Origin of the sequence: Enterococcus devriesei (assembly GCF_001885905.1) — a bacterium.
GTDB lineage: Bacteria > Bacillota > Bacilli > Lactobacillales > Enterococcaceae > Enterococcus_A > Enterococcus_A devriesei.
Genome location: NZ_JXKM01000017.1, coordinates 521 through 25,865, shown reverse-complemented (window position 1 = coordinate 25,865; position 25,345 = coordinate 521). Strand labels below are relative to the sequence as shown.

Genomic DNA, 25,345 nt, shown 5'->3' with positions numbered 1-25,345 from the left:
CAATAAAAAAAGCACCAAGCTTTCGCCCGATGCCCCTATGTTACGTGTTATCTAGTTAATGACATTATAGCATAGGGGAAGGTTAGGTGACAAAATTGATGGTACTGTTTCCAGATATCAATAAAGATGAAACCAAAAAACAAGTGAGAGAATTGTTAGCCTGCTATCGAACGATGGTCAGGATAGCAGGTGATGAGTACATGCCAAAAGTCACCGCAACCTATAGTTTTGAATTGAAAAGCTTTACCGGATCAGTAAGCAGAGCTACTGAGAATGCTGTAGTGCGAAAAGTTACGGCGGAACAAACCATCGAAAAAATCTGTAAAGCGATGAATAAGTTGAATGCATATGATCGTCAATTGATCCATGATAAGTATTTTGATAATCGAGAGCTGACGGATACGGCTATTTATTTGAATTATAATTTGAGCTCCAGCTCTTTCTATCGGGAATTAGATAAGGCGCTCATTAAATTCGCGGAAGCCTATGAAAATGGGAGACTTCTGATAGAAAAGTGATAGAAAGTCGGGAGTAACTTGATAGCCATTCGCGATAAAATTGTATTGTGAAATAGTATAGATACGACTAGTCAGACGAACACCATTAAAAAAACTACTGTCTTAGACAGACTACACATAAATGCATCTGAACTAGTCGTTGATATAGATAGAGCTCTTTAAATTTGGATAGACTACTCACAATAATCTATTCAAAAAAAAGAAGGAGGTGAACAGCTTCTTTCTCAAAATCGATCGCTTGCAAGACGATCAAAAACATTGACGGCACAACAAAAAAATAAAAAGTGAATGGAGTTGAAAAGCTCCATTTCTTCTAAATCTCAGGTGCCGTCAATTATTTGGACCTTTAGCTCAGTTGGGTAGAGCAGACGGCTCATAACCGTCCGGTCGTAGGTTCGAGTCCTACAAGGTCCATTGTTTCCTAAATACGACAACTTTAACTATCGCACTAATTTAAATACATGTAATTAAAGTTATTTGTATAATAGTATTTAGGAGGCGAAAAAATGAATATTGATTTGCAATTAGATATTGGTAACGTTTGGGAAATGTTAAGTGCGATTGGGACAGTATTAGCTGTAGTCATTTCTTTAGTACTTGCATTTAGAGAATCCAGAAAAAAGCTTTATGTACAATTGACAACAGATATTAATTTTGATAAATACTACCAAATAAGTATTTATAGAAACCCGCAGGATTATTTTGTGATTTCTGATGTCGGATACATTCATAGATTGAAAAGAGTATCGTTAATAGAAATAGAAACTGGTATTTTAAATTCGGAAGATTTTGAAATACATAGAGGGCTTCCGTATAGTTTTGTTCACGATCCTATCGTCAAAGTCTTTCTTTCACGATGGGATTATAAATCACTGATAAGTAAAAAAATAAAAGTATATGTTACGGATAGTGAAGGAAGAATTCACAAATCGAGAAAAATAATTGTTAGAGATTTAGAAAGTTGAAAACTAATTACAGATACAGATTAGAAACTCTATCGACAAAAGAGGGATGAGAGTTCAACTGTACAAATCATTAAGGATCGCTTCGGCGTTCTTTTTTATTTTGGAATAAACGGAAGAGGCGAGAGTAGTGAAACCAGAACTTAACGGAAAAATGAAATCATTTGCAGATAATTACCTTGCTAACGGTTTGAATGCTACTCAAGCCTATTTCGAAGCAGGATACAAGGTGAAATCAGAAGCGGCAGCTGCAAGTGCTGCTAGCCGACTGTTAAGAAATGTTAATGTGATTGCTTATATAGACTATCAGTTGGATATCATTGAAAAATCAAAAATCGCAGAAGCGACGGAGGTCCTCGAAACATTGACTAGAATTATGCGCCGTCAAGAATCGGAAGATCAGGTGGTGATTACTAAAAATCCTAGTACTGTGAGATTAGAGTCGGCTGAAGGCGATTATTATGATAAATTCGCTTACGAGGAATCAGCTGAAGTTGTTCAAACGAGAACAAAAAATAGCGATGTTGTTCGTGCGGCTGATTTAATTGGTAAATATCATAAGATGTGGACCGATAAATTCGATATCGATGGCAACATGGATTTGAAAGTGGTGGTGGACTATGGCGATGGCGGCAGCGAAACGCCAGATGATAGTTAATGTTCAGTTTAATGAGAACTTTCGTGATTATAATCAAACTAAGAAGAGATATCGATTAGCCAAAGGCTCTGCCGGTTCGGGTAAGTCAGTGAATACAGCACAGGATTATATCATAAAGCTTGGAGATCCAAACTTTATTGGAGCAAACCTTTTGTGTGTTAGAAAGGTTGCTGAATCCAATAAAGACTCCACTTTCGCGGAACTGAAAGCAGCGATTTACAAGATTTATGGGGCAAATTACCATCGTTATTGGATTATTCGTAACAGTCCTTTAGAGTTAGAAAATAAAATCACCGGTAATAAGGTCATTTTCAGAGGTATGAAAGATGATAGTCAGAGAGAAAAGGTCAAATCAATCACTTTTGATCGTGGGAAGCTTACCTGGATTTGGGTAGAGGAAGCTACTGAATTATATGAAGCAGACGTTGATATTCTAGATGACCGTCTGCGTGGAGAGCTATCATTTAACCAATTTCTTTACTATCAGATGACCTTCACTTTCAATCCTGTATCCGCAACACATTGGATCAAGGCAAAATACTTTGATGTAAAGCATCCAGATATTTTCACTCATCAATCAACATATCTACAAAATCGTTTCATTGATGAAGCCTACCATCGGCGGATGATGATGCGGAAAGAAAGAGATCCGGATGGTTTTAGAGTCTATGGTTTAGGAGAGTGGGGAGAAACTGGCGGTCTGATTCTAACCAATTATGTAGTAGAACAATTTAATACGGATCCTGAGAGATTCGATTATATGGTAAACGCTCAAGACTTTGGATTTAATCACGCCAATGCGATTGGTGAGGTTGGTTTTAAAGATGGTGAGCTTTTTTTGTGTCGCGAAATCTACGAATACGAAAAAGACACTAGCGAACTTATTCAAATTGCTAATGAAAAAAGATTCAACAAGAAGCTCGTTATGTGGTGCGATTCTGCTGAGCCGGATCGAATTAAAATGTGGAAAAAGGCGGGGTATCATGCTTTTCCTGTTAAAAAGGAACCTAACAGCGTCGCTGCACAGATCGATTACTTGAAGCAAACGAGAATACATATCCATCCAAGTTGTAAATGGACACTCAAGGAGATCCAGCAATGGAAGTGGCGTCGTGATGAGAAAACAAATACCTTTACCGATGACCCGGTGCCGTTTTTTGATGATGCAATGGCGATGCTTAGATATTGTATCGAAATTGAGAGAAGAAAAAACCGGAATGGCAAAGAGAAACCGAAACGTAGAACAAGAAAAACGGCATTTTAGGAGGTGGTACAGTGACATCAAAAGTAATTAGCGGCGGGAGAAATGGAACGGTGCCGGAAAAGTTCCAAGTAAAAGATGTGCATATTGCAAAGGAAAGAACTTTAAAATACAACTCTAAGGGCGGAGCCAAAGAAATAAGAGACTTGTCCTTATTATCCCCTCCTTACGACGTAACAATGTTGCGGTCTATTCCGGATATTTCGGACATCTTGAATCAATGCATAGAGGCGTATGTAACAAATGTCGTGGGATTTGGAATGGGAATTAGGTATAAGGTTGATGATCTGGATGAAACAGAGGAAATGAAAACTGAATGGAATCAGCTAGAATCAATAGTTGCTGAACTATCTTTTGAGCGACCTGCCAAAGAAGTTATTGAAGAAGTGATCCGCCATGTTGAAGAATGCGGCAATGGTTATTTTGAAGTAATTCGCAATTTGAAAGGCGAGGTCGTGGGGATCGACTCCATAAAGCCAGAATTTATCTCAGTCACAAAATTAAATAGAGTACAAAGTAAAGATGGACAGGAAATAAAGGTTCGCTATTTTTGTTTTCAAGATGCAACAATGGATTCTACTATTGAAAATGGAACATGGTATAAAACATACGGTGATCCTACTCCGTTGAACAAAAATGGCAGCGTTTCTAGCGAAGGAAACGGAACTGCAACAGAAGTAATGCATCTTAAAATTGGGGATTTTCAAGAGCCTTATGGCGTTCCAAGGTGGATTGGTCCCTTAATTAAAATATTAGGAAATCGCAAAGCTGATGAACTGAATTATCGTTACTTTACCCAAGGACGGCATATCCCACTTGCAATCCTTTTAGAAAACGCCCAATTAACAGAAGCTTCTGAGGCTTCATTACAAAACTATGCAAACGGGATTGGATCCGAAGGCGAATCGCAGCATAAGTTTTTAGTTATTGAAGCAGAGAAAATGGGACCAACTGATGATATGCTCTTCGATGAAAATAAAGATAAGCCAGCAATAAAACTCGAGAAACTATCAGATATCTTGCAACAAGATGCCTTGTTCCTAGAATACGATAAGAACGTTATAGATGCTGTCCTTGGCGCATTTAGGCTTCCGCCAATTTATGTGGCTCGATCGTCTGACTACACGAGAGCGACAGCCGAGACTGCAAAAGAATTGACTGAGGAACAAGTATTTCAACCGCAACGAGAATCCTATAGTTGGAGAATCAATTCTCTATTTCGAGAATACGATTTTAAATATGTTGAGGTCTTCTTTAAATCATCGAATATTGTAAACATGGAGGACATCAAGGCGATACTTGATCCAGCTATTCAAGCAAACGCCGTAGCGCCAAACGATTTGCGGGATATTGTGAGCAAAGTATTGGCAAAACCATTAGAACCGTTTGATGGTGAACAGTATAATTATCCGAACGGAAGTGTCCAGGCTGATCAAGGTATGATTCCGAACGCTCTATCAACTAATGCCGACTTTGAGAATGCTCAACTTGAACCGGGTGAAACCAATCAGCTAGGCCAGACAGTTCAACAAGTGTCACTGAACGGCGCTCAAATTACTTCTTTAGTAAATATCGTTCAAGCAGTTGCTAGTGGGAAATTACCACGAAGTAGCGCTCTTGAAATGATTACCGCCGCCTTCCCGTTCGACGAAGAGAAAGCAAAGCAGATTCTTGGGGATTCGAACTTTGTCATTGCAGACGAGAGCATCCAGAAAGCGTATGGCCAAAATTCAACAAGTGATCTTGCTGCAACAGTTAGGCGCTTGATCAAAGAGGTGAGGTCAAGAGATGACTGATTCTCAAATGATTGAACTTGCCTTTCTGATAAAAGAAGAAGAGGACAAAGAACTAAAAAAGCTATTAGAGCAGGCTGAATATCAGTTTGTTGATATACTCTTAGAACAAATTAACTCAATTCAATCAAAAGTCGAGGACGCTTTGCAAGACGACTTTGAAGAACTACAAGAGCTTATTGACGGATTGCTGAAAAACTTTGGCAATAAACAACCGACCGAAAAGCAGATTCGAAAGTTTATCAAAAACCGGTCGTTTAATTCTAAATTGAATGATCAACTCATTCCTGAACTGGAAGAAGTCTTTCTTCTTTTGCTTGAAGCTTTCCAAGAGTTTTACGAAAGCGGAGGTCAACTAGACAAGCAATCAGAGTCATACAAAGAATTATCCGCTTGGCTCAATGAGCTGCCAGAGTTGTTACAAGGGACAACCGATGACGCAGTTGTTCGTGTTGTCGGAAAACACTATGAGAAAGATGACGAAGAAAAGGAAAAAGGTCTTTCTTTAGCTGCTCTTTGGATTTTTGGATATGCTCGTGCTCGGACGATAGCCATTCAGGAACTATTGAGAATGTACTCTGGTTCGCAGTTTGAATCGATGATGTTGGACGATGAGGTTATAGGCATTAAATGGCGGCATGCTGATGGTGTGAAAGAACCACGGCCAACTCATGTTGCTACCGACGGAACTATTATTGCTAAAGGGGAGTTATTCTATATTAATGGTGTCTTTCTCCGGTATCCAAGAGACCCACAGGCACCAATAAGCGAGACTATCAATTGTCATTGTTTTCTGGATCCGATTTACTATTATAGATACGAGTCGGGAGCGAAGAGACGGACATTTGAAGAAAAAGAAGTGCTGGCGAACAGGATCTATGAATCTGCTAGAAATCGTAAATCAGATATTCGGCGAGTCGCCAAACATTCTGGCATGCGAAAATCCGATATTAAAAAAGTGTATAGGCATATGTTCATCAATGAGTATGATCTTCTCAGCGGAAAGAAACGATTCGACCCTGATATAGACATGGCAGAGTCATGGCAACGCCTGTTTTTAGGGAAAAACGTGCAAAAACATGATATAATTATGTTGAGGCATGAGCTGATGGAATCAAAACTAATGAACAAAAAAGGCTTGTCATACCGCGATGCTCATAAGAAAGTAAACGAGACTTGGAACTATGAAAACGCACTAGATGAATACAAAGATAAATTGGAAGGGAAGTGATTTCATGCTCGACTTAATTCAAGTTGGATTTGATGGATTGTCGTATACTTATCAATATTTTCCGGAAGGTGAAAGAAATTCGCCTGGTGAAGCTATCGTGAATCCTAGTACGAATGAAATCACGTTCTCAAGTATTTCTGACAAAGACAAAAGGGAGAAATACGCAAGTCATGCATGGTCTAGATTAAATTCGTATCTAAAAAATGGTGAATTTCCTCAAGAGGATATAGTTGCTTGGGGTTAAGCAAACAACAAATTAAATAGCGCTGACGTCAAATTGATGTCGGCGCTATTTTTGTGCCCAATTTTTGAAAGGAATGAGTACATGATCAAAACTATTTTAGGTGTTTTAGTTTTAACTCCACTAGGCGCATTTTCTATTTACGTTACAGCGATCATTCTCAAAGAAATGGTCAAGCAGCTAAAAAAATAAGGAGTTGTTTAGTTATGGAAAACCAAGAGAACCGCAGTAACTTTCAACCAATGACTTTGACAAGCTTATTGTTATTGTTTCATAAGACTCATCTGAATCTATTAGATTACGAGAGAAAACCACCAGATGAACAACCTTGCAAAGACAATCGGCAGGTAGTGCCAGAAAGGTACGGTGGTCCAGTATCTCGTTAGCTGTCGATAAGGCCTTGAACATAGGAGGTAGGTTCGTGAATATCGAAGAGGCAAAACAAATATTTGCTAGCAAGGAATTTAAAACATTGGGCGAGCTAAAGAATTTTTTGGATGAATTAGATCCAGTGTATTTAGAATGTAAGCTAACCAATGAAGTAACTGGTGGTGGAGTTTATTTTATGATCTATGATTTTTTTCTCGAAAAAAAGATGATTGAATTTAATTAATTCACATCGAAAGGTGGTGATAAAATGCGAAAACTAGAGAACGTAAAAGTTACACATGTGTCCTATGTCGATAAAGCAGCAAATAAGAAATCATTCTTTCTAACCAAGTCAGAAGGTGATCCAACGTTCGAAACAGTAGTGAAGCTCGTGACTAAGGCTGACGATCCGCAAAAGCTCGTTTATGGTATTGTTTACAGTCCGGATGAAGAAGATGCTCATGGCGATTATATGGACGCTGAGACGATCGAAAAGGCCGCTCATAGCTTCATGGAAGAGTACCAACAAATCGACAAACAGCATGATTTCTCACCAGGAGCCGGTGGTGTCGTAGAAAGCTATGTTTCGCCGGTGGATATGACCATTGGGGGAACTAAGATTGCTAAAGGAACTTGGGTTCTTGTTACTAAAGCCACCGATGAGGTGTGGGAAAGCATTCAAAAAGGCGAGTTCACTGGCTATTCATTAGCTGGTACTGCTGAGGTAGAAACAGTTCAAAAACAGACGAAAGATAATTATACCCGTCGAAAAACGTTTCGAGATGTGAATGCAGCCATCGAAGCCTTCCAATCTGCTTCGTGGTCGATTTTAGACAACTACTCATCAGATGACACGGAGAAACTTGCGGAAATCCAAGATGAAGTGGCCGAATTATCTGCACTGTTAGGAACGATCCAAACAACTAAATCAGTAACAAAACAAGGGCTAATCGAAACGGTTAAGTCCTTTTTTAGTACCAAAAAACAGGAGGGAGAACACGAAATGACAGAAGAAGAATTGAAAAAAGCGTTAGGTGAAGCACTAAATCCTATTACTGAGCGTCTTCAAAAGCTAGAAGATGCAAAAAATACCGAGGATGACGATCTTACTGATGAAGAAAAGAAGAAAAAAGAAGAAGAAGCTGCTGCCGCCGCAGAAAAGAGCAAAGTGAAAAAAGAAGCTTTCAGTGCTGAAGATATCACTAAAGCAGTTCAAGAAGCCGTTGCTCCATTGAACGAGAAGGTCGAAGCACTTGAAAAAGCACGCATCAGCAACAATCACGAACAAAACTATCAAACAGAAATTGAGAAAGCAGCTGTTCCAGATTACGTAAATGCTGTTTATCCAATTTCGGAATAAGGGAGGAAATAATAAATGGTAAATGTATTATCAAACGAAACGCTGTTGAAACAAATGACAGCAATCCAAAAAGCTGGAAATAACGTAACTTTACGAGAAGATAACGCTCGTGCGTTCGTTATGGACGCGGTCGCATCTAGTGCCACACTACAAAAATTATATGTTCATTTTGCTAACTCTGGTACAGGCTCAATCGATAAATTAGGAGTGAAACGTCGTACCCTAAAAGAGCATAAAGGAACCTTGACCGAGCCAACTGGAACGGATATTGCTGAAGAAAACGAAGTGAAATATAATCTTTCTGCATTGTACTTAGACACATGGATCGAAAACAGTAATACCTTCTATACGGCACGTACACGCGGGCAAGATGTACGACAAGCATTGTTGGGCTTAATGCAACAACAATTTGCAGCAGACACACAGGACCTAGCCTTTAACGGTGACGAAGCAGATGCTGATGCATTCTTGAAATTAAATGATGGTTTCATCGTTCAAGCAAAAGCAAATGCTGCAGTTAAACACAGCTTTACAAAGTTACCTAAGATCACAACATTGACAAAAGTAATCGGGCAATTCCAAGATAAATACATCAACAGCACATTCGTTTGGCATATGTCCCGGTCTACAAATGCTCACTACGTTGCTGAAATCCAAAACCGTCAAACGAATCTTGGCGATGCAACAATCACGGATGGAAAAGTGACGATGATCTCCGGGTATCCAGTAGAAGTTGTGGATAGCATGAAAAATGGTGTAATTCTATTTACTCCGTTCAGCAACTTAGCTACTGTTTGGGGCTTAAATGTTACGTTGACAACTGCTGCTCAGGATACAGCATCTGTTGCGAAACAAGCGACATATCATTTCATGAAAGAAGATATCGACTTTGTTATCCGTGAAAACAATATGATTGGTTACATTGATGGCTCTGGTTCGGAAGACGAAGAAACATTTCTTCCAGCAGGTTAAGAAAGGTTGATGACAAATGCCACGTTACAAAGTAAACAAAATGTTTCAGGACACTCGCACGAATGAAATCTATAGTGCGGGCGTTTTGATTACTCTAAAAGAAGAACGAGCAAAAGAAATCGTTAGCAATTTAGGGAATGGATTCATTGAAATCGTTCCTGAAGACGAAGGACAGATCAAAGATTTTGTTCAAGTCGCTGTTGATGAAGCAACAGCGCCGTTATTGGATGAGATCAAACGGTTGAAAGCAGAACTAACCGAAAAAGAATCGATTAAAGCGGATAATATCGACGAAGGATTTCCCAAAATGATCAGCCGCGGAAAATACGAACTCTCGAATGGCGAAACGTTTGAAGGCAACAAAGAAGCCGCATTTGAAGCTGAAAAAGCCTTAGAAAAGTAGGTGAGTAGCATGGCTCAGCCTTACGTTAATGAAAAATATTACAAAGAAGAGTACGAGGGAACCGAGGTTGAAAGCGAGAAGTTTCCTCGTTTTTCTAAGCGGTCAACGGAGTTAATTGATGCACTGACTGAGTATCAGATCCCTAAGATAGGTTTGGATAAGTTCTCGGAAAATGTACAAGAATTAATCAAAAAGGCTTGTTGCGCTCAGATCGAGTATTATCAGGTCGAAGGTATCGAGGTAGATATTACAGGAACGCCAAAAAGCACTTTGAGTTATTCGATCGGTGACTATAGTTATTCTGCCAGTGGTGGTGCGTCGAGTCGTCAAGGAAACCGTGCAGCTCCATCTTGCTTGATGTTTTTAGAAGGCACAGGCCTTTTAAGAAAAAGGAGTGTGAGGATCGGTGTTATTTGAAGAAACGTTGATTCACACTTGTGACATCACTCTACCAGGAAAAGTTCAAGTAGGCGAGGATAGTTGGGGACGGCCTATCTATGAAGATCATGATCCTAAAACAGTGAAATGCCGGTACAACGCGAAAAAAGTTTATCTAAAAGATACCGCCGGCACTGAACAAGTATTAGAGATGAAACTATTTCTTTTACCTGAAACGGCAGTTGATCCGCAAATGACAGTTGATCATATCAAAGATGATCGAAAGAATTTGCTGACGACTGCAAAACTAGTCGCGGATACCATTACGCCCCGATATGACGCTAAAACATTGCACCATTATGAAGTTTACCTCAAAGGTGCTGAATAATTATGCGAAAGAAAATCAAGCAAAAAGCAAAATATGCGTTTGTTTCTGTTTCTTTAGATTCTGAATCGATTGGGAGTTCTAAAACGATGAAAGAAGCTAGAAAAGCATTGGTGACTGGCATGGCCAACGAGTGGGCGAAAGCAACAAAAGAAGTTACTTCTGATGATCACCATATTGATACAGCAGCGTACATCAACTCAATCGGGTTCGAAACGCATTATTTGGGACCGCGTGGTCAAGATGTAGGGCCAATTATTAACGAGTTGGAAGAAACAGGAACGAAAACTACGTTAAGAACCGGATCGGGCGTTCATTACGCCATTTTCCTTGAAGGTAGTTACAATATCTACGCCAGAGGATTAGAAAATGGAATGGATCGTATGCTGACTGCAGGTATGGCGGCGATGAAGAAAGTACTTAAACAACGATAGGAGGCAGCTAGATGGATTATGTTGATGCTTCAGGCAGTATTCGGGAATTCCTGAAAGCTGCCTTTTTTGATGATTTCAAATCATTTAGAACATGGAAAATCGAAGCACAAACACCGCTTCCTTGTCTTCTAGTGAAGACGATTGGGAAAAGCACCATACAGCTTTTAGTTCGCTCAGAAAGCGATATAGAAGCCTTAGAAAAGTGTACGGAAGTTGGAAATTATTTGAAACGGAACTTTTCAGATGTGTCAGATGTAAACATCTTTGATGCCGATTTTCAAATGCCGCCAATTCCAACTCACGATGATGATTCTGGAAAAGAAGAAGCTTGGTGTTACATGCAAGTTATTTATTTTGAAAGTTAAGGAGGAAATATTTTGGCAGAGAAAAAACAAGAAGCAAAGGGAAATGCAACTACAACTAAAGATGCAAAAACAAAAGTTGTTGCTAAATCGAATTCTGGAACGGGTACAACATTAAAGGTAAACCTTGTTGGAGTACCAAAAGAGATTATTCATGGAGAGATCCTTGAGCTAACTGAGGATCAAGTGAAAAAACTAAAAATGGCTAGCTCTTCATGGAGCTATGATTCAGTGGATAAAAAGGAGGAAACTAAATAATGGCAAAAGATCAATTTTATCGATTTAACAAAGATGCGATCCAAGGTGGGGCAGGCCGTCTGATTGTTGGCGAGGACAGTGATTTTCGACCTACAAAAATTTCAGATGTAATGGATATGGATACCTTTGAATTGAAACCGGGGTTTCGTGACTTAGGGGGTACAACTGAAGGAATTAACCGTTCTCGTGGAAATGAAACTGAAGAAGTTACAATCGATCAATCTGTTACGCCTATCGACACGACAATTTCAGGCTGGTCTAACACGATTGGAACTACTTTGATGGAAACTGACATTAACAATCGTTCTTTGGCCTGGGCCGGAGGAAATATTACTGAAACTGCAGCTGTTCTTGGGGCGCCAGCAACACTAGCGGCATCATTGAACAAAGGAAATAAAAAAGTAAAAGTAGAAGCTGGAAAGGGTTCTGATTTTTCGGCAGCTAAGTTTGCCAAGATTGGCGATGAAACAATTGCGATTGCACAAGTATCCGGGGATATCATTACTCTGAAAAAAGGTGTAGCAACAACATATGCTACAACGGACACTTTAACACCAGTCGAAGAATTGGGAACAAAAACAATTTCATATGGCGCACCAACTTCAGTACCTTCATACAGCTTAACGCTGATCGTGAAACGTGAGGATGATTCATTCTTAATGATCCATTATTATGAAGTGAAGATCAGCGACAACGTTGAAACAAATCATGGAAAAGAAAAAGCTTCGTTGCCGGTGTCGTTCACCTCATTTACCCAAGACGATTTACCAGAAGACGAAAATGTCTTCATTGAAATCGAACAAGTATTATAAAAAAAGCATGTTGACAAATCATGAATCCATCTTATATTAATACCGAAAAGAGGTGGAATTATGTATGTAGATACGTTCTATGAAATGCTTGACGGTACAATAAATAAAAATGTTGAATATATTAAAGTAAATTCAATTTACAATGAAAAAGTACCGTATAAATGTGCTGTTCAATCTATTATACGGAAGTCAAATGGAATAGATTATGGGAATCAACAGCTAATCTTTTTCGATAATTTAATCCCGTCAAAAAAACGAGTAAAAATTGATTAAGCATAATCAGAATAAAAAAGAGGGCAAAAGAGAGTCCTCTTTTTTATTTTGCCTAAAAAAAGGAGAATATCATGACTGAAAATACAACAGTAAATCAAATCAATAGTGTAGTAACTGAAATGAAAATGGTGGAACTAAGCAACGGACGTAAGATTCCGGTTCCTCGGCTAACGAATAAGAAAGTCTTGCAGCTGGTGAAGTTTGTAGCTGGCGATGGAATGATCATCTATAGCAAGTTTACTGACTGGCGGCAAGAACACACGAAAGTGACTCCGGCTCTAGATGAAAATAGCGCTCAGAAGAAAGATGAAAACGGAAATCCTTTGTTTGATACGAAATATCCAACAGTAGAGGAAGGCGTTGATTTCTTTCTATCAGAAGTACCAGATGAAAAAATTGCCAATCTTTTAGCGATTCTATTGGACAAGACACCTGAAGAAACAGAAGAAATGGATTTCTTTGATACATCATTAATCATTGCTGAATTCTTAGCTAACACACCAATTGAAAAATTAACAGCATTAGTAAAAAAGATTCGTCCGAAATTCCGAACAATGAACAGGGAGAATCAAGAAGCAGCGGTACAACAGGAAGCTCCTCAAACAGGATCAGTAGTGCCATTGAAACCTTCGCCGCAAGCTTAATCGAGCAGATTCAGTTTGTTTCCTATTTTTATTCTGTCTCAGAAGGATATGTGTTAGATCAATCATTTAGCTGGTTGAGACGAAAATACGAATGGGGAAGCAAAAAAGAGTATGATTCGCGGAGATCTCGTCAGTATGAAATACAAGTAGCGATCATTGATTCCGTAAGTTTGTTCTTATCAAACATGAACGGACAAAGCGGCTATGAGTCGATGTTGATGAAACCGTATGAAGAAGCAATCGAAAAGGCGAAAGGCCAATTAACGGAATCAGCAGAAAACAACGGGGTCGATACCAGCCAATGGTGGAAAGGAAGCAAAAAGAATGCAAATAGCAACAATGATAATAAATTCATTAACATTAATTTGTCTTCTATACCTAATTCATTTTTTTAAGCGAAATAAGTAATTCTATATTTCTTTGTTTGTGTAAGATGCCATTGTGAGAAATAGTTAGGTGAACTTTAATTTTTGGTGTTATCGAATTCACGTAATAACTGAAATGGCTCTCAGAATTCGGTTGCAAGTTTTCGTAGTTTTCAAAAGGCTCGGCATACCAATACTGTCCGATGATATCAGGTATTTTTGTTTCATTGAGCCCATATCCATGATTAATCGTCGTAAATGTTTGCGTCGGTTCAAAATCTTTAATGATGCTCAATGGGCGATTATTTAAATCGGTCAATTTTAAATCAATGAGTCGAAGCGTTGCAGATGAGAGATTTTGAACAGTAAAACCTAAAAAAAAGGGATCGTTTTTCCTGTGGCCGTAGTAACCATCGACGATATCAATCTCTATTCTATTTTGAAGATGAGTATAAACTATGGCATAAATTGCTGCGATTAAGGCTAGCAAGGCGATAATGAAATTCCAAAAATCTAATGACGTTAACATTTTTTACCTTCTTTCAATCAAGCTTTAATAAAAATATTATACCAATAAAAAATACATATAGAAGGGAGTTGAGTAAATGGCAGAAGGAACTAAAGGGACTAAGGTAGGCGGTGCTTACGTAGAAATATCCGCGGACTCTGGTCCTGCTGAGAAAGCAGTTGCCACGTTTTTCAACTGGTTCACGAGAACAGGCGAAGCTGCTACAGACTTAGCTGGAAAGATCAGCGGAACCGTGGAAGCTGCGAAGGATTTAGGAGATAAGGGTAGCCAATCCGCTAAAACAGTTACTACAGGATTTCAGACGATGACTCAAAAGATGAAAAGCGGCAATGCTTCGCTGTCGGCAGATTCGAAGAAAAACTTTGATCAGATGAAAAGCGATGCTAAATTATCTTACTCTGAAATGAATAAAGATAGCAAAGCGATGAATCGAGCGTTGTTCATATCTATGAAGGACAGTGTCTCCAATTTGAAATCGAGTTTTTCTGATTTGAAAAATGGATTCCAAACGCTAGGCAGTTCATTATTAAAATTAATTGAAAAGCCAGTGGAAGCGGTAATAAACATTCCGGGAAAAGTGAATAAAGCCATGAAATCAGTAACTGGCTTTATCAGTTCTGGTTTCGCTCAAGCAAAAAATCAAGCTATTTCTCAGATACAACAGATTCCGAATAAGGCAACTCAGGTATTAAATAGGACCAAAGATGTCTTTGTCACTGGATTCAATTCAGTTGTTAACACTACGGCGAACGCTGTATCAAAAATCGGAAATGGACTAGCTCAACTACCTTCAAAAACAGCGCAAGTTGCTACAAATATAAAAACAAACTTTATGAATGGCGTTAGGAATCTTCCGAAAGCTGCTTCGAATGTTTGGCAGTCAGTGAAAGATGGCGTTAAATCAATCTCTCAACATGCATCTGGAACAGCAAATTCTATTAAAACAAGTTTGTCAAATGGGTTCAAATCGGTTCTTGATCGTGCAAAATCAATCTTTCCGAATATTCGAAATCAGATTAAATCAGGCGTTGATGAGCCAGCGAAGTCCGCCAAGAGATCCATAGAAGATATCGCATCTACGATTGCCTCAATCGCGATCGTATCCAAAGCATTTGGCGTTTTGAGTGAATCAATTGGAAAAGCTATTGATCGTATTGACACAATTGATACTGCTACTAAATCATTGACTGTGCTTACTGGTAGTGCTGGAATGGCTAAAAAAGTCATGGATGATTTAGCTGCCGCCATTGAAGGCACGCCAATCGCACTGAACGATGTAGCTATGGGTGCTAAAAAAATGGTAGCAGCAGGCATGGAAGGAACGAAAGTAAAGGGAGTTTTCCAAGCAATCGCAGATGCTGCATATGGTGTCGGCAATGGGGCTGAATCCATTGATCAGATTACGAGCGCAATTGCAGGAATGCAATCAGCTGGTGTCGTATACGCCGACGATATCAACCGTTTAGTTGATGCAGGTATTCCAGCGTGGCAAATCCTCGCAAATGCTAGTCAGAAATCAGTAACGGATATGAAAGAAGCTGTATCCGACGGAACTTTATCTGCTGGCGATGCGATAGAACAACTTAGAAAAGGAATTGAAGAAGGAACAGAGGGAGTCGCTGGATCAACTGCTAAAATGGCTGGACTTGCTAAGACTGCAGGAGATACGCTTTCTGGTTCAATGGCGAACTTTAGAACTGCTATCACTACGACGATTACAAAAGGACTGGAACCTTTCAAAAAGGTCGCTGTTAACGCGTTAGGATCAGCTACGGCTTCAATGAAGGCTTTTAGAGACAATACGATTGGTTCTGAGAAAGTACAATCTATACTGGCTTCGATAGCTAAATCATTAGAGGAAATCGGGAAATCTGCCAATCCACTTATTTCAATTTTTAAGGGTATTTTTTCAGCGTTAGCTTCATACGGATCACTGATTATAATCGCAAGTTTAGTCATTAGACTAAAAACCTTAGTATTAGCTTTTTTCTCTGTTGTTTCGGCAACGAACCCGTTCATCATCATAGCGGCTGCAGCCATTGGATTAGCAATAGCGCTTACTGACCTTTACAAGAGATCAGAGAAATTCAGAAGTCTTGTTGCTCCATTAATTAATTTGGTAAAAAAACTCGGAGAAACATTTGTTATTGCGGGTAGTGCGGTAAAAGATTCCTTTAGCCTGATATTTAATGGTGGTAATAGGAATAAGATTGAATTACTTAGACAAAATCTCAACCGGATTCTTCCACAACAAACCGCAAATGAAATTATTGATCGGTTAACAGCGATGAATAAGGCTTTTGCCAAGTTCAAAGAAGTAACGAGTGAGAAAGCAAGTGCAGCGGCTAGCGCCATCAAAGGTAGTTTTGAGATGATCTTTAAAAGTGGCGATCGTAGGAGAACCGAAGAACTAAAACAAACCCTGAGTCAACTGTTCCCACAAGAAACTGCTTACGAGATCGTAGATAGATTGACAGTCCTTAGCAAAGCGTTCGATGGACTTAAAAAGTCTGCAACAGAAAAAGTTCAAACAGCAGCGACAATAATCAAATCTAGTTTTGATCAGATCCTAAATGGTGGAGATCGTAAACAATATGAAGATTTAAAACTAGCTTTATCCGAATTCTTGCCACAAAATACTGTTAATGCATTGATGGAACGCATTACTGTTATGCATGAAGGTCTTGAAAGATTGAAGAACGGATTTAAGGTCGTTAAAGAAGTTTTGACAGGGGACATGGGCATTCATGATTTTTCAGATGCGATGAATACCAGTATGTTCAGTCCCGAAACGATTAAACGTTTTGAGAAGTTCTACGAAATTGTTCAACTAATCAAACGAGCATTTAATGGATTGGGGCTTGTTGTCTCTGGAAATATCACAAGTTTTGAAGGGCTCAAAAACCTTTTAGGAGATTCCTTCAGCGATGAACAGTTAGAAGTGATTTATCGATTAGGCGAAGGCATTCGTAACTTTGTCGATGAAGCAAAAGAGAAATTCGAACAGTTCAAAGAAGTGATTAACAAAGCGTTTGATGGTGACTTTGGACCCTTATTAAATATTTTTCAACAATTACTACCGAAAATTATTGCGGTTATCGTTGGTGGAATTCCAGGATTGATCATTGCAGGGAGTAATTTGATCTCTAAATTCGCTGATGGTATGGGTATGACTGTACCTTCTCTACTAGAAAAAGTGTCAGAGATACTACTAAATCTAGTCGAATCGTTTACAGAAGTTTTGCCTAAAATGCTTGAAGTGGGAGTCAATATTTTAACTCAGATTGTCCAAGGGATCATTCAAACGATTGGACCACTAGTTCAAGTAGCGTTAACAGTCGCAATGACGCTTATCTCAACAATCATCGAAACGCTTATCTCCGTTCTTCCGCAATTAATTGAATCTGGAATTACGATTCTTACTTCAATAATTACGGGAATTATTCAAATGCTGCCAAATTTAGTAGCAGCGATCGTATTAGTTATCGAAATGATTATGACGCTTATAGTCCAATATCTACCAATCATTATCGATGCCGGCGTGAAGATCTTATTGGCTTTAATCAGCGGAATAATGGCAGTATTACCAAACTTAATTGAAGCAGCTATTAAAATAATAATGGCGTTAGTTATGGTATTAATACAGAGTTTGCCACAATTAATAGATGCCGGAATCAAGATTCTTGGAGCTTTAATCCAAGGGATTCTGAGCATACTCCCGAAATTAATTGAAACGGCAATCAAATTGATTATCTCAATTGCAGCTGTCTTGATCCAAAATCTACCTAAAATTATCGCTGCTGGTGTACAACTTTTATTGGCACTTGGGAAAGGAATTCTCAATACAATTGGGGTCCTGATCAAGATGTTGCCACAAGTAATTGGTGCTATTTTTAAAGCATTCGGTGATATTGATTGGGGGAAAATCGGTAAGGATATTATTTCAGGAATTGGAAAAGGAATAACGAATGCGGCAAGCTCAATCAAAAAGTCTGTAACAGATGTTGCGGATAATGTTGGTAAATGGTTCAAAGACAAACTGAAAATCAAATCACCTTCACGAGTTATGATCGGTATTGCTAAGTGGGTCCCTGAAGGTGTTGCAGTTGGGATTGAAAAAGGTTCGCCAGCAATCGAATCAGCAGTGTCGTCAATGACTGATATGATGACTCAAGCGGTCCAAAAAGCACAACCAGCAAATCTTTCAAGCAACGTGATTGTAACAGAAAGTTATGGGATGCCGGACGCTTCTCAAATGCAAGCAACTGCTCAACAAACTTCACAAGCCGGCAATCAGGGTATGGCAGATTCAACGCCTCAATTACTTCAAACAGCACTATCTGCTGCTAATGGCATTTTAGGTCAGTTTAGTTCGATTAGTCCTTCGATGATTCTTCAAGGATCAGATTGGCTGACTAACTTCATGAACGGATGGAACAATGTAGTACCGACAATGATGACTGCTGTTCAAACTTTCATTGTCCAATATACAACATTAGTTACTAATCAGAATAATCCAAATTATCAAATGGGTAGAGCTTGGATGCAAAATAAGTTAAATGGATGGAGTAGCTTAGTTTCAACATTCATTACAACTTTGACGAACTTCTGTAATCAAGTATTGAATTTATTGCGAAGTTTCTATAGTGCAATGTATCAAACCGGGCGAGAATGGCTACAAAACATATTGAATGGTTGGAACTCACTTTATCAGACATTCATTAATCGAGTGAACCAACTCGGAAATGATGCAATCAATAGTCTCAGATCGAAGTCGGGCGGCTTTAATAGCGCCGGGCGTTTTTTGATGCAGTCATTAATTGATGGCATCAATTCGATGGGTGGTTCGCTGCAAACGACAATGAACGGCGTCGCTAATAAAATGGTAGGTGGAATTGGAAAAGGTGTCAACGGCGTTATTGGTGGCGTCAACTATGTACTAAAAGAGGTTGAGTCGAGTAAGAAATTAGGGGCATGGACAGTTCCGCAGTATGCCAAAGGAACTGGCGGGCATCCACAAGACGGGCCAGCACTGATCAATGATCAGGAGGGTAATAAGTATCAAGAAATAGTACAAAATCCTGACGGTTCTACTTTCATGGCTAAGGGACGTAACGCCCTCGTGTGGTTGCAAAAGGGAGCTAAAGTACTAAATGCAACAATGACTGAGCGTGTATTGAAAAGTCAACAAACATTAGGAAGTATGATTCCACGATATGCTGACGGGGTTGGCGAATTCGATATAGTAGATTTTCTTGACGATGAAAATGCAGTTCTGAAATTTTTAAATAGTAAAGTGAACTACAGCGGCATAAATGAACCGTGGTTGGACATGACTAAATCAGGTGTGAAACTGATGACCAATGCTGCCAACAAAATGATTCAAGGAGAACTGGAAAAATTCTTCACACACGGAACATTTGACGGCGCAATGGGGGCAAATAATGTTTACAAGTATTTAGTGGATATTGCTCAGAAGATGATGAGTAAATTTCCAGGTTTGACAATCACTTCTGGCTATCGCGCCGGTGACCCGTATTATCATGGGAAACATCAAGCGCTCGATTTAGCATATCCGGGCGTTGTTGGTTCGGCGAAATATACCGAAGCAGCAAACTGGGCGTTTGAAAAGTTCGCTAAACAAATAGCTTATGTTATCACGAACGGCAAAGTCCGCGACAGAATGGGCCTCAGTGGAACCGGATCTAGTGGGCAGTGGGTTACATGGCCGGATAACGATCATTTCGATCACATTCATTTGAACGGTTCTATGGGCGGTGGAGATATCTTCACTGGTGGAGGCAGTGGTTCAAGTTCCAGTGCTGTTGGTTACAATCCATCTGCTGGTGTCGAACAATGGCGATCATTAGCGATTAAGGCCTTGAAAATGGAAGGTCAGTATTCAGCAGCCAACTTGAATGCAATGCTTCGTCAGATTCAGACGGAATCCGGAGGAAATCCAAATGCGATCAATAATTGGGATATCAATGCTCAGCGCGGCGATCCTTCAAGAGGGTTGTTACAGACTATTTGGTCAACCTTCAAGGCCTATGCTAGACCGGGCTATGATAAAAATATCGTTGATCCGCTTTCTAATATGCTTGCATCTATTCGTTATGCCGTTTCAAGATATGGTTCATTGTTAGCGGCTTATCGTGGCGTCGGCTACGAAAACGGTGGCTGGATCACTCAGGACGGCTTATACCGAGCTGGAGAGAAAGGAAAACCAGAAGTGGTTCTTCCTGTCACTAAACCGGCGCGAGCGATGGAACTAATTGGACAAGCTATCTCCTACATGGTTAACAATGGTTCGAATATCCTTGATTCAGCAACAGTCGGATTGAGTAACATGGCATCAAATATGACGCTGAACCTTGCTGATTTAATCGGTATGGATACTCAAAGCATTCGCAGTAACTTCACTGGATCAGCGAATATCGATCTACAAGAAGTTATTCGGCTATTGTCAGTAAATAACCAATTACTTGCTGAGATTCGGGATCAGGATTCTGACATTTACATGGATAAAGAAAAAGTCGGTAAAAAAGTAGCGTCGACTGTAGCAAAAGAGATTGTGAGGAGGAAATACTAATGGTCAAATTTCTTCGACAATTTCATCTTACAAATGGAAACGGCGAAACATTAGGCCTTAATAATGAGACTGGACTCCTAGCCCTTGAACCTGAGGGATTAGGGGTTTCTTTTGATAATGATTATGATGGACTAAACGGAAACTATAGATCAAAGTCTAGTTCGGTGAATATGAATGAATTCAATATAGATATTATGTACGGAACATATAGAGATCAAAAGACGTATCAAGTGTTTTCTGATTTTATTCTGTTTTTAAATCATCCACCTATTCAACTTCACTATGTTACTGATGCAGGCCACTTTATCAGAAAAATAAAACTGAAAGAACTAAAAAAGACAGAGATTAATTTTGCGGGACGAATAAAGGAACCTGTATCATTTGATTGCACCTCACCCTGGTATTGTTTGAAAAGCGCTCAAAAGGTGTCTAAGACATTTACTACCTACGGAGGGAAAGTGCCGACTTATGGATATCCATTCATATATGGTCCTGATTTAACAGGTAGATACAATATTCTTAAATTGAATAATGAATCAGTTTACTTAGCAGAAAGCGAGGAAATGTTAAGTCCAACTCAAATTGTCGTCGAAGGTGCTTGTATTAATCCATATTGGGAACTATGGCATGATGGAAGGAAGGTCGCAGACGATGGCTACAATTTAACACTTAATGCAGGAGAAAAACTTATTGTCAGCAGTTTTCAAGATGAAATTAAGGTATCGAGGATTGGAACGGACGGTTTCGAACAGAGCGTCTATCAATATCAAGATCACAAAAAAACTAATTTTATTCATTTACCAATCGGAGAATCGGAACTGGTTTGTCATGTTGGAGCAGCAGATTTCAAAATGACTTGGAGAGAAGAAAGGCTGGTGGTTTAATGCTATATCATCTTTCTTTTTTCAAAAGGAATAAAGGAAAGTACAGTGTTCCGTTATTCTTAAATAGTTCTGATTGTGAAATTGAGTACGATGCGATTTCGAATGCACAATCGAATTTTAAAGTTGGGAAACAAGAACTCCCTGCTTTGATTGGAGATTTTGTCTTGGTCAAGGAATTTATCACAGGTAGATTTGCCTATTTTGGTATCATTCAAAGCATAGAGAATAAAGAATTCGGTGCTTGCCAGATATTCTCTCTGATTGATTTTGACTTCGCTGCAACTAGAGTAAGCGGTAAATCATTTGAGGAACATTTCAAAACGCTTGTAATCAATAATTTGATCAATGATCCTACAAAAGGCATTCCGCATCTATTAATCAATGTAAGAACAAATACGGAACATCTTTATCAGCCTTCAGATCCACCGACAGTAACAAATCTTATGAAGTATTATTTTAACGCATTCAAAAAATATAATATAATTTGGCGTTTCGTAGAAATAGATCGAGAAGGGAACTTAGTTACAGAACTCGTGAGAATAGAATCTCGATTAAAAATTAAAGATAACATTTCAGATTTTTCAGACTGGGATGTCAGTGTAAGAACAGCCAACACAGACAATGAAAATAAATTATTAATCGTCAATAAAAATACTACAAGTAGTGAGAATCCAATGATTCTTGCTACTTATTTTTTGACAAATAATAATGAGTTGACAACTAATAACAACCATCGGAGTATTGAAATCCCTACTAGAACGAAAGTGTTTATTTATGACACCGAGCAAGAAGATAAACCGACGTATGAAAATGTTGCTAAAAGTGAGCTCTCAGGGAATGCCTATTCTCATGAAATAAGTTTTAAGGTTAGAAAGATATCTACAGTTCTCAGCACAGAAAATATTTATTTAGGTCTCTTAGCAAATTTAACGATTGAAAATCAAACGTTCGAATCAGTATTAACATATTTTCGGTTCGAAGAAGATCTGATTGAGTTGAAATTTGGAAATATTCGATCAAGATTGACTGAGTATATAGACGAGTAGAAAGAGGGGATAAAATTGGCAATAAAACCATTCACATTTGAACATATGATGAATACCGCTGGATCGGATGCAAAAATCTATCACGCGTTGGGTGGAAAGAATAGTTACGTCGTTCCTGGATACGGCAATGAATTTGCTGCAACTTCGCAGGGTTTGAAAGTGTTTATTGACACTGGATGGCTAATTTGTTTTGGAAGAAACATTCAAAACGATTCGATTGAAGAAATGGTGGTACCGGCCAATACAACAGGATACGTTACTATCAGCCTTGATATGACAAAAGAAAATATCCCACACGGAAATTGGTGGGAACCAAACTATACAGTTGAACAAAATCAAGTAAAACTAGAAGTTCGCTCTGATTTAATCTGGAGTAGTCCCTCAAATGATGATCAACAGTTCACTTTTCCACTATATTCCTATAAATCGACAGATACTACAACAACATTAACTAAGTATACTGAATCGTTTAATAATGATCCTTATCGTACCTTAACACTATATGATGCGAAAGAGGATGAAGGAGGCTATTGGACCGGTGGAGATATTTGGCAAATAGGAAAACTAAATGATATCGAAGAGATACGTCTTACATTTGGTTATCCCCAGAAAGATGCTAATTACGAATGGAACATGACACAGTATGTTTCAATTCATAAATCTCAAATTTTGGGTAATTCCGTCAATCATATTCCATTGATAAGTCGGTATAGCAATAATGTTGCGGTGATGACTGGAAAAATTTTCCATTTCAGAACTAATGGAGATAGCACGTTATCTATGATTGGAGATATTTACAATGTAAACAATGTTGAATCCAAGAGACTTAGGATAAGAAAAGCGGTGGTGTTAAAAGGCAGATGGCATGAAGTATAAAAGAGAGGAGGCTTCTATTTGATTGAGATAAACGTTGACTTAAATAAATCAATCAAATCGTTTAACAATCGTTTAACGCTTCGACAAGGAGATATAGGGGAAAAAATATTAATTTCTATATCTAATAATCGTGAACCGATAGAAAATCTACAGAATTTGGTAGTAAAATTTGAAGGTAACAATAAAAATGGTGACTATGTTGAAGGTAAAGCTAATCAATACAATAATGTTTTTAGAAAATATATTTACCAGTTTAAAAGTGAAGATGTTTCAGTTGTGGGAAATTATCAGAGGGCCTTTATTCGAGTTTATGATGAGAATGGAAATCGGAAATCCTCCGAAGAAATCTCCATTGAGGTTTTAAAGAATGCAGATATTTCAAAAGAGCAAGCAAAAATATACGTTTCAAAACTTGATGGTTTGATTGATGAATTAGATGAAGACTTTGATGAATTTATTCGTGAGAAAGAAGGAGAATATCAATTCCTTGATAAAAAAAGTAATGAGTTGGACAACGAAATAGGCGAGCTAAAAAAGGATTCCACCGCTATCCGAAATACTCAAACTGAAATTCTTCAATCCATAGAGGACAATGAGTTAGCAACTATAAACGATCTTGAAGTAGCAAAGCAAGAAAGTTCAGCTAACGTGGTCGATCAAATAGGTGGCACTGAGTCAGCGATACTTAAAAAGGAGCTGATTGTTGATGGAAATGAGGGCACTGCTAGTCGTGATAGCAACGGCGTGCAAGAACCATTTTCTCAAGCTGATTATGATGATTTAAATAATCCCGAAAAATTCGTCAGATCTGAAACACTTGCGAGTGAACGCGGCGCTGAGATCGAGTTTGATTTTTCTGTGATTGAGACACTTGAGCGGAAATATCCGTATATTTTCGAGGGTTTAACGACTAATGCTGAAAAGTTTGAAAAAATGCATGAATTACTATCTTCGCTCTATTTGACTGTCGATGCTCGTGGTGGCGGTATCAGAAGTAGCACTGGAATTTTAGGGAGTTACACACGATGCTACTCTAAAACTCGATATGGTGTCGTCGAAGCGGCGGGCGATATATTTGTAAACACATCAACAAGTTTCAAAAATATGTCTAGTGATATGTCCGAATATGCGAACAGATATTATCAATATCATACTGGTAGTATGATATTTTTTGTTGTATCAAAAAAAAATAATAACAATGATCCTGGCGCAATCTCTGACGGAATAACCCCAGCTTTTGTTGAGGTTAAAGATATTCGCTTGATCGTAGAACTAGAAGTCAACGGTCGGACAATCATCGAGGAAATGATCGCGGCCAATCATGCACAAAATTTAGCTACTCAAGCTGAGGCGGAAGCTGGAACTGATAACAAGAAATCGATGACGCCGCTCGGAACCGCCCAACAAATTGATAAAAGAGCCGTTACAATCGCTGGAAATCAGACGGTTGGGGGGATTNTACGACTAAAACGATGACACCACTTCGGACCGCGCAGCAAATCGATAAAAAAACAGTTACTATTGCCGGTAATCAGACTATTGGCGGTATCAAGAATTTTAAAGATGGAATCATGATCGATAGTGTTCCTGTTTCTGGAATCACACGATCCGTAATCTATGACGATGCTGGCATCGGCGGATATTTTAATGCTTCCGATAAATTTACGCTAGGTGCTGCTGGGAAAATCGATAAAATAGTCCTAATTTGGTCACGTGTAGATGACGCGGCTGGCACATTG

25 protein-coding genes, 1 tRNA gene and 1 pseudogene are annotated in these 25,345 nt (G+C 38.8%); 26 read left to right on the top strand and 1 reads right to left on the bottom strand.

The annotated features are described in order from the left end of the window. Positions 1–86: 86 nt before the first annotated feature. From RV00_RS14935 to RV00_RS14830, 21 genes are all read left to right on the top strand, one after another. A complete protein-coding gene (locus RV00_RS14935; RefSeq protein ID WP_249024113.1) occupies positions 87–518 on the top strand; it encodes an ArpU family phage packaging/lysis transcriptional regulator in 432 nt (143 codons plus the stop codon). A gap of 340 nt (positions 519–858) precedes the next feature. Continuing rightward, a tRNA-Ile gene (locus RV00_RS14930) sits at positions 859–932 on the top strand. A 92-nt stretch (positions 933–1,024) separates the two neighbouring features. After that, on the top strand, positions 1,025–1,483 hold the full coding sequence (locus RV00_RS14925) for a hypothetical protein (RefSeq protein ID WP_071863354.1): 459 nt from the start codon (positions 1,025–1,027) through the stop codon (positions 1,481–1,483). 127 nt (positions 1,484–1,610) lie between these two features. Beyond that, entirely contained in the window at positions 1,611–2,138 is a 528-nt protein-coding gene (locus tag RV00_RS14920; RefSeq protein WP_084133315.1) for a terminase small subunit, read from the top strand. Next, entirely contained in the window at positions 2,101–3,402 is a 1,302-nt protein-coding gene (locus RV00_RS14915) for a PBSX family phage terminase large subunit (RefSeq protein WP_071863353.1), read from the top strand. Before RV00_RS14920 ends, RV00_RS14915 begins: the two co-directional genes overlap by 38 nt. 11 nt (positions 3,403–3,413) lie before the next feature. Beyond that, positions 3,414–5,195, top strand: coding sequence for a phage portal protein (locus RV00_RS14910; protein ID WP_071863352.1), 1,782 nt, complete (start codon positions 3,414–3,416; stop codon positions 5,193–5,195). Beyond that, positions 5,188–6,423: a structural protein gene (locus RV00_RS14905; RefSeq protein ID WP_071863351.1), complete on the top strand. Its 1,236-nt coding sequence runs from the start codon at positions 5,188–5,190 to the stop codon at positions 6,421–6,423. Before RV00_RS14910 ends, RV00_RS14905 begins: the two co-directional genes overlap by 8 nt. 4 nt (positions 6,424–6,427) lie before the next feature. Then, positions 6,428–6,667 carry a hypothetical protein gene (locus RV00_RS14900; protein WP_071863350.1) on the top strand — a complete coding sequence of 80 codons (240 nt, stop codon included), beginning with the start codon at positions 6,428–6,430 and terminating at the stop codon, positions 6,665–6,667. A gap of 418 nt (positions 6,668–7,085) precedes the next feature. Continuing rightward, entirely contained in the window at positions 7,086–7,277 is a 192-nt protein-coding gene (locus RV00_RS14890; protein ID WP_071863348.1) for a hypothetical protein, read from the top strand. Between the two features lie 24 nt (positions 7,278–7,301). Next, a complete protein-coding gene (locus RV00_RS14885) occupies positions 7,302–8,393 on the top strand; it encodes an XkdF-like putative serine protease domain-containing protein (RefSeq protein WP_071863347.1) in 1,092 nt (363 codons plus the stop codon). A gap of 15 nt (positions 8,394–8,408) precedes the next feature. Then, on the top strand, positions 8,409–9,365 hold the full coding sequence (locus RV00_RS14880) for a phage major capsid protein (RefSeq protein WP_071863346.1): 957 nt from the start codon (positions 8,409–8,411) through the stop codon (positions 9,363–9,365). A gap of 16 nt (positions 9,366–9,381) precedes the next feature. After that, complete coding sequence (locus tag RV00_RS14875; protein WP_071863345.1) at positions 9,382–9,768, top strand: hypothetical protein; 387 nt, start codon at positions 9,382–9,384, stop codon at positions 9,766–9,768. A gap of 9 nt (positions 9,769–9,777) precedes the next feature. Continuing rightward, positions 9,778–10,185: a head-tail connector protein gene (locus tag RV00_RS14870; RefSeq protein WP_071863344.1), complete on the top strand. Its 408-nt coding sequence runs from the start codon at positions 9,778–9,780 to the stop codon at positions 10,183–10,185. After that, a complete protein-coding gene (locus RV00_RS14865) occupies positions 10,175–10,534 on the top strand; it encodes a hypothetical protein (RefSeq protein WP_071863343.1) in 360 nt (119 codons plus the stop codon). Before RV00_RS14870 ends, RV00_RS14865 begins: the two co-directional genes overlap by 11 nt. Before the next feature lie 2 nt (positions 10,535–10,536). Further along, positions 10,537–10,965 (top strand): hypothetical protein, encoded by a 429-nt coding sequence (locus RV00_RS14860; protein WP_071863342.1) that lies wholly within the window; start codon positions 10,537–10,539, stop codon positions 10,963–10,965. 11 nt (positions 10,966–10,976) lie between these two features. Continuing rightward, the gene (locus RV00_RS14855) at positions 10,977–11,330 is read left to right on the top strand and encodes a hypothetical protein (RefSeq protein WP_071863341.1); all 354 of its coding nucleotides are present in this window, start codon (positions 10,977–10,979) and stop codon (positions 11,328–11,330) included. A 12-nt stretch (positions 11,331–11,342) separates the two neighbouring features. Then, positions 11,343–11,585 (top strand): hypothetical protein, encoded by a 243-nt coding sequence (locus RV00_RS14850; protein WP_071863340.1) that lies wholly within the window; start codon positions 11,343–11,345, stop codon positions 11,583–11,585. Next, on the top strand, positions 11,585–12,397 hold the full coding sequence (locus RV00_RS14845) for a hypothetical protein (protein ID WP_071863339.1): 813 nt from the start codon (positions 11,585–11,587) through the stop codon (positions 12,395–12,397). Before RV00_RS14850 ends, RV00_RS14845 begins: the two co-directional genes overlap by 1 nt. Before the next feature lie 60 nt (positions 12,398–12,457). After that, positions 12,458–12,670 (top strand): hypothetical protein, encoded by a 213-nt coding sequence (locus RV00_RS14840; RefSeq protein ID WP_071863338.1) that lies wholly within the window; start codon positions 12,458–12,460, stop codon positions 12,668–12,670. A 71-nt stretch (positions 12,671–12,741) separates the two neighbouring features. Continuing rightward, on the top strand, positions 12,742–13,314 hold the full coding sequence (locus RV00_RS14835) for a hypothetical protein (RefSeq protein ID WP_071863337.1): 573 nt from the start codon (positions 12,742–12,744) through the stop codon (positions 13,312–13,314). 50 nt (positions 13,315–13,364) lie between these two features. Continuing rightward, positions 13,365–13,709, top strand: a complete 345-nt coding sequence (locus RV00_RS14830) for a hypothetical protein (RefSeq protein ID WP_249024112.1) — start codon at positions 13,365–13,367, stop codon at positions 13,707–13,709. Here RV00_RS14830 and RV00_RS14825 read toward each other — a convergent pair. Further along, on the bottom strand, positions 13,693–14,208 hold the full coding sequence (locus RV00_RS14825; protein WP_071863336.1) for a hypothetical protein: 516 nt from the start codon (positions 14,206–14,208) through the stop codon (positions 13,693–13,695). The two genes, RV00_RS14830 and RV00_RS14825, sit on opposite strands and share 17 nt — an antisense overlap. 76 nt (positions 14,209–14,284) lie before the next feature. Here RV00_RS14825 and RV00_RS14820 point away from each other — a divergent pair, with 76 nt between their 5' ends. The 5 genes and pseudogenes from RV00_RS14820 to RV00_RS16915 form a co-directional block, all read left to right on the top strand. After that, positions 14,285–20,800 carry a tape measure protein gene (locus tag RV00_RS14820; RefSeq protein ID WP_071863335.1) on the top strand — a complete coding sequence of 2,172 codons (6,516 nt, stop codon included), beginning with the start codon at positions 14,285–14,287 and terminating at the stop codon, positions 20,798–20,800. Beyond that, positions 20,800–21,684, top strand: coding sequence for a phage distal tail protein domain-containing protein (locus tag RV00_RS14815; protein ID WP_071863334.1), 885 nt, complete (start codon positions 20,800–20,802; stop codon positions 21,682–21,684). Before RV00_RS14820 ends, RV00_RS14815 begins: the two co-directional genes overlap by 1 nt. Beyond that, positions 21,657–22,730: a hypothetical protein gene (locus tag RV00_RS14810; RefSeq protein ID WP_143141806.1), complete on the top strand. Its 1,074-nt coding sequence runs from the start codon at positions 21,657–21,659 to the stop codon at positions 22,728–22,730. The genes RV00_RS14815 and RV00_RS14810 overlap by 28 nt, the downstream gene beginning before the upstream one ends. A 15-nt stretch (positions 22,731–22,745) precedes the next feature. Next, complete coding sequence (locus RV00_RS14805; protein WP_071863332.1) at positions 22,746–23,606, top strand: hypothetical protein; 861 nt, start codon at positions 22,746–22,748, stop codon at positions 23,604–23,606. Positions 23,607–23,624: 18 nt separating this feature from the next. Further along, positions 23,625–25,064: pseudogene (locus RV00_RS16915) on the top strand (BppU family phage baseplate upper protein); the annotation flags it as partial. Positions 25,065–25,345 lie beyond the last annotated feature (281 nt).

Excerpts from the sequence above, each read along its gene's own strand:
- RV00_RS14925 (WP_071863354.1), top strand. The coding sequence starts at position 1,025 with ATGAATATTGATTTGCAATTAGATATTGGTAACGTTTGGGAAATGTTA.
- RV00_RS14915 (WP_071863353.1), top strand. The coding sequence starts at position 2,101 with ATGGCGATGGCGGCAGCGAAACGCCAGATGATAGTTAATGTTCAGTTT.
- RV00_RS14905 (WP_071863351.1), top strand. The coding sequence starts at position 5,188 with ATGACTGATTCTCAAATGATTGAACTTGCCTTTCTGATAAAAGAAGAA.
- RV00_RS14900 (WP_071863350.1), top strand. The coding sequence starts at position 6,428 with ATGCTCGACTTAATTCAAGTTGGATTTGATGGATTGTCGTATACTTAT.
- RV00_RS14885 (WP_071863347.1), top strand. The coding sequence starts at position 7,302 with ATGCGAAAACTAGAGAACGTAAAAGTTACACATGTGTCCTATGTCGAT.
- RV00_RS14880 (WP_071863346.1), top strand. The coding sequence starts at position 8,409 with ATGGTAAATGTATTATCAAACGAAACGCTGTTGAAACAAATGACAGCA.
- RV00_RS14875 (WP_071863345.1), top strand. The coding sequence starts at position 9,382 with ATGCCACGTTACAAAGTAAACAAAATGTTTCAGGACACTCGCACGAAT.
- RV00_RS14870 (WP_071863344.1), top strand. The coding sequence starts at position 9,778 with ATGGCTCAGCCTTACGTTAATGAAAAATATTACAAAGAAGAGTACGAG.
- RV00_RS14860 (WP_071863342.1), top strand. The coding sequence starts at position 10,537 with ATGCGAAAGAAAATCAAGCAAAAAGCAAAATATGCGTTTGTTTCTGTT.
- RV00_RS14855 (WP_071863341.1), top strand. The coding sequence starts at position 10,977 with ATGGATTATGTTGATGCTTCAGGCAGTATTCGGGAATTCCTGAAAGCT.
- RV00_RS14845 (WP_071863339.1), top strand. The coding sequence starts at position 11,585 with ATGGCAAAAGATCAATTTTATCGATTTAACAAAGATGCGATCCAAGGT.
- RV00_RS14840 (WP_071863338.1), top strand. The coding sequence starts at position 12,458 with ATGTATGTAGATACGTTCTATGAAATGCTTGACGGTACAATAAATAAA.
- RV00_RS14835 (WP_071863337.1), top strand. The coding sequence starts at position 12,742 with ATGACTGAAAATACAACAGTAAATCAAATCAATAGTGTAGTAACTGAA.
- RV00_RS14825 (WP_071863336.1), bottom strand. The coding sequence starts at position 14,208 with ATGTTAACGTCATTAGATTTTTGGAATTTCATTATCGCCTTGCTAGCC.
- RV00_RS14820 (WP_071863335.1), top strand. The coding sequence starts at position 14,285 with ATGGCAGAAGGAACTAAAGGGACTAAGGTAGGCGGTGCTTACGTAGAA.
- RV00_RS14815 (WP_071863334.1), top strand. The coding sequence starts at position 20,800 with ATGGTCAAATTTCTTCGACAATTTCATCTTACAAATGGAAACGGCGAA.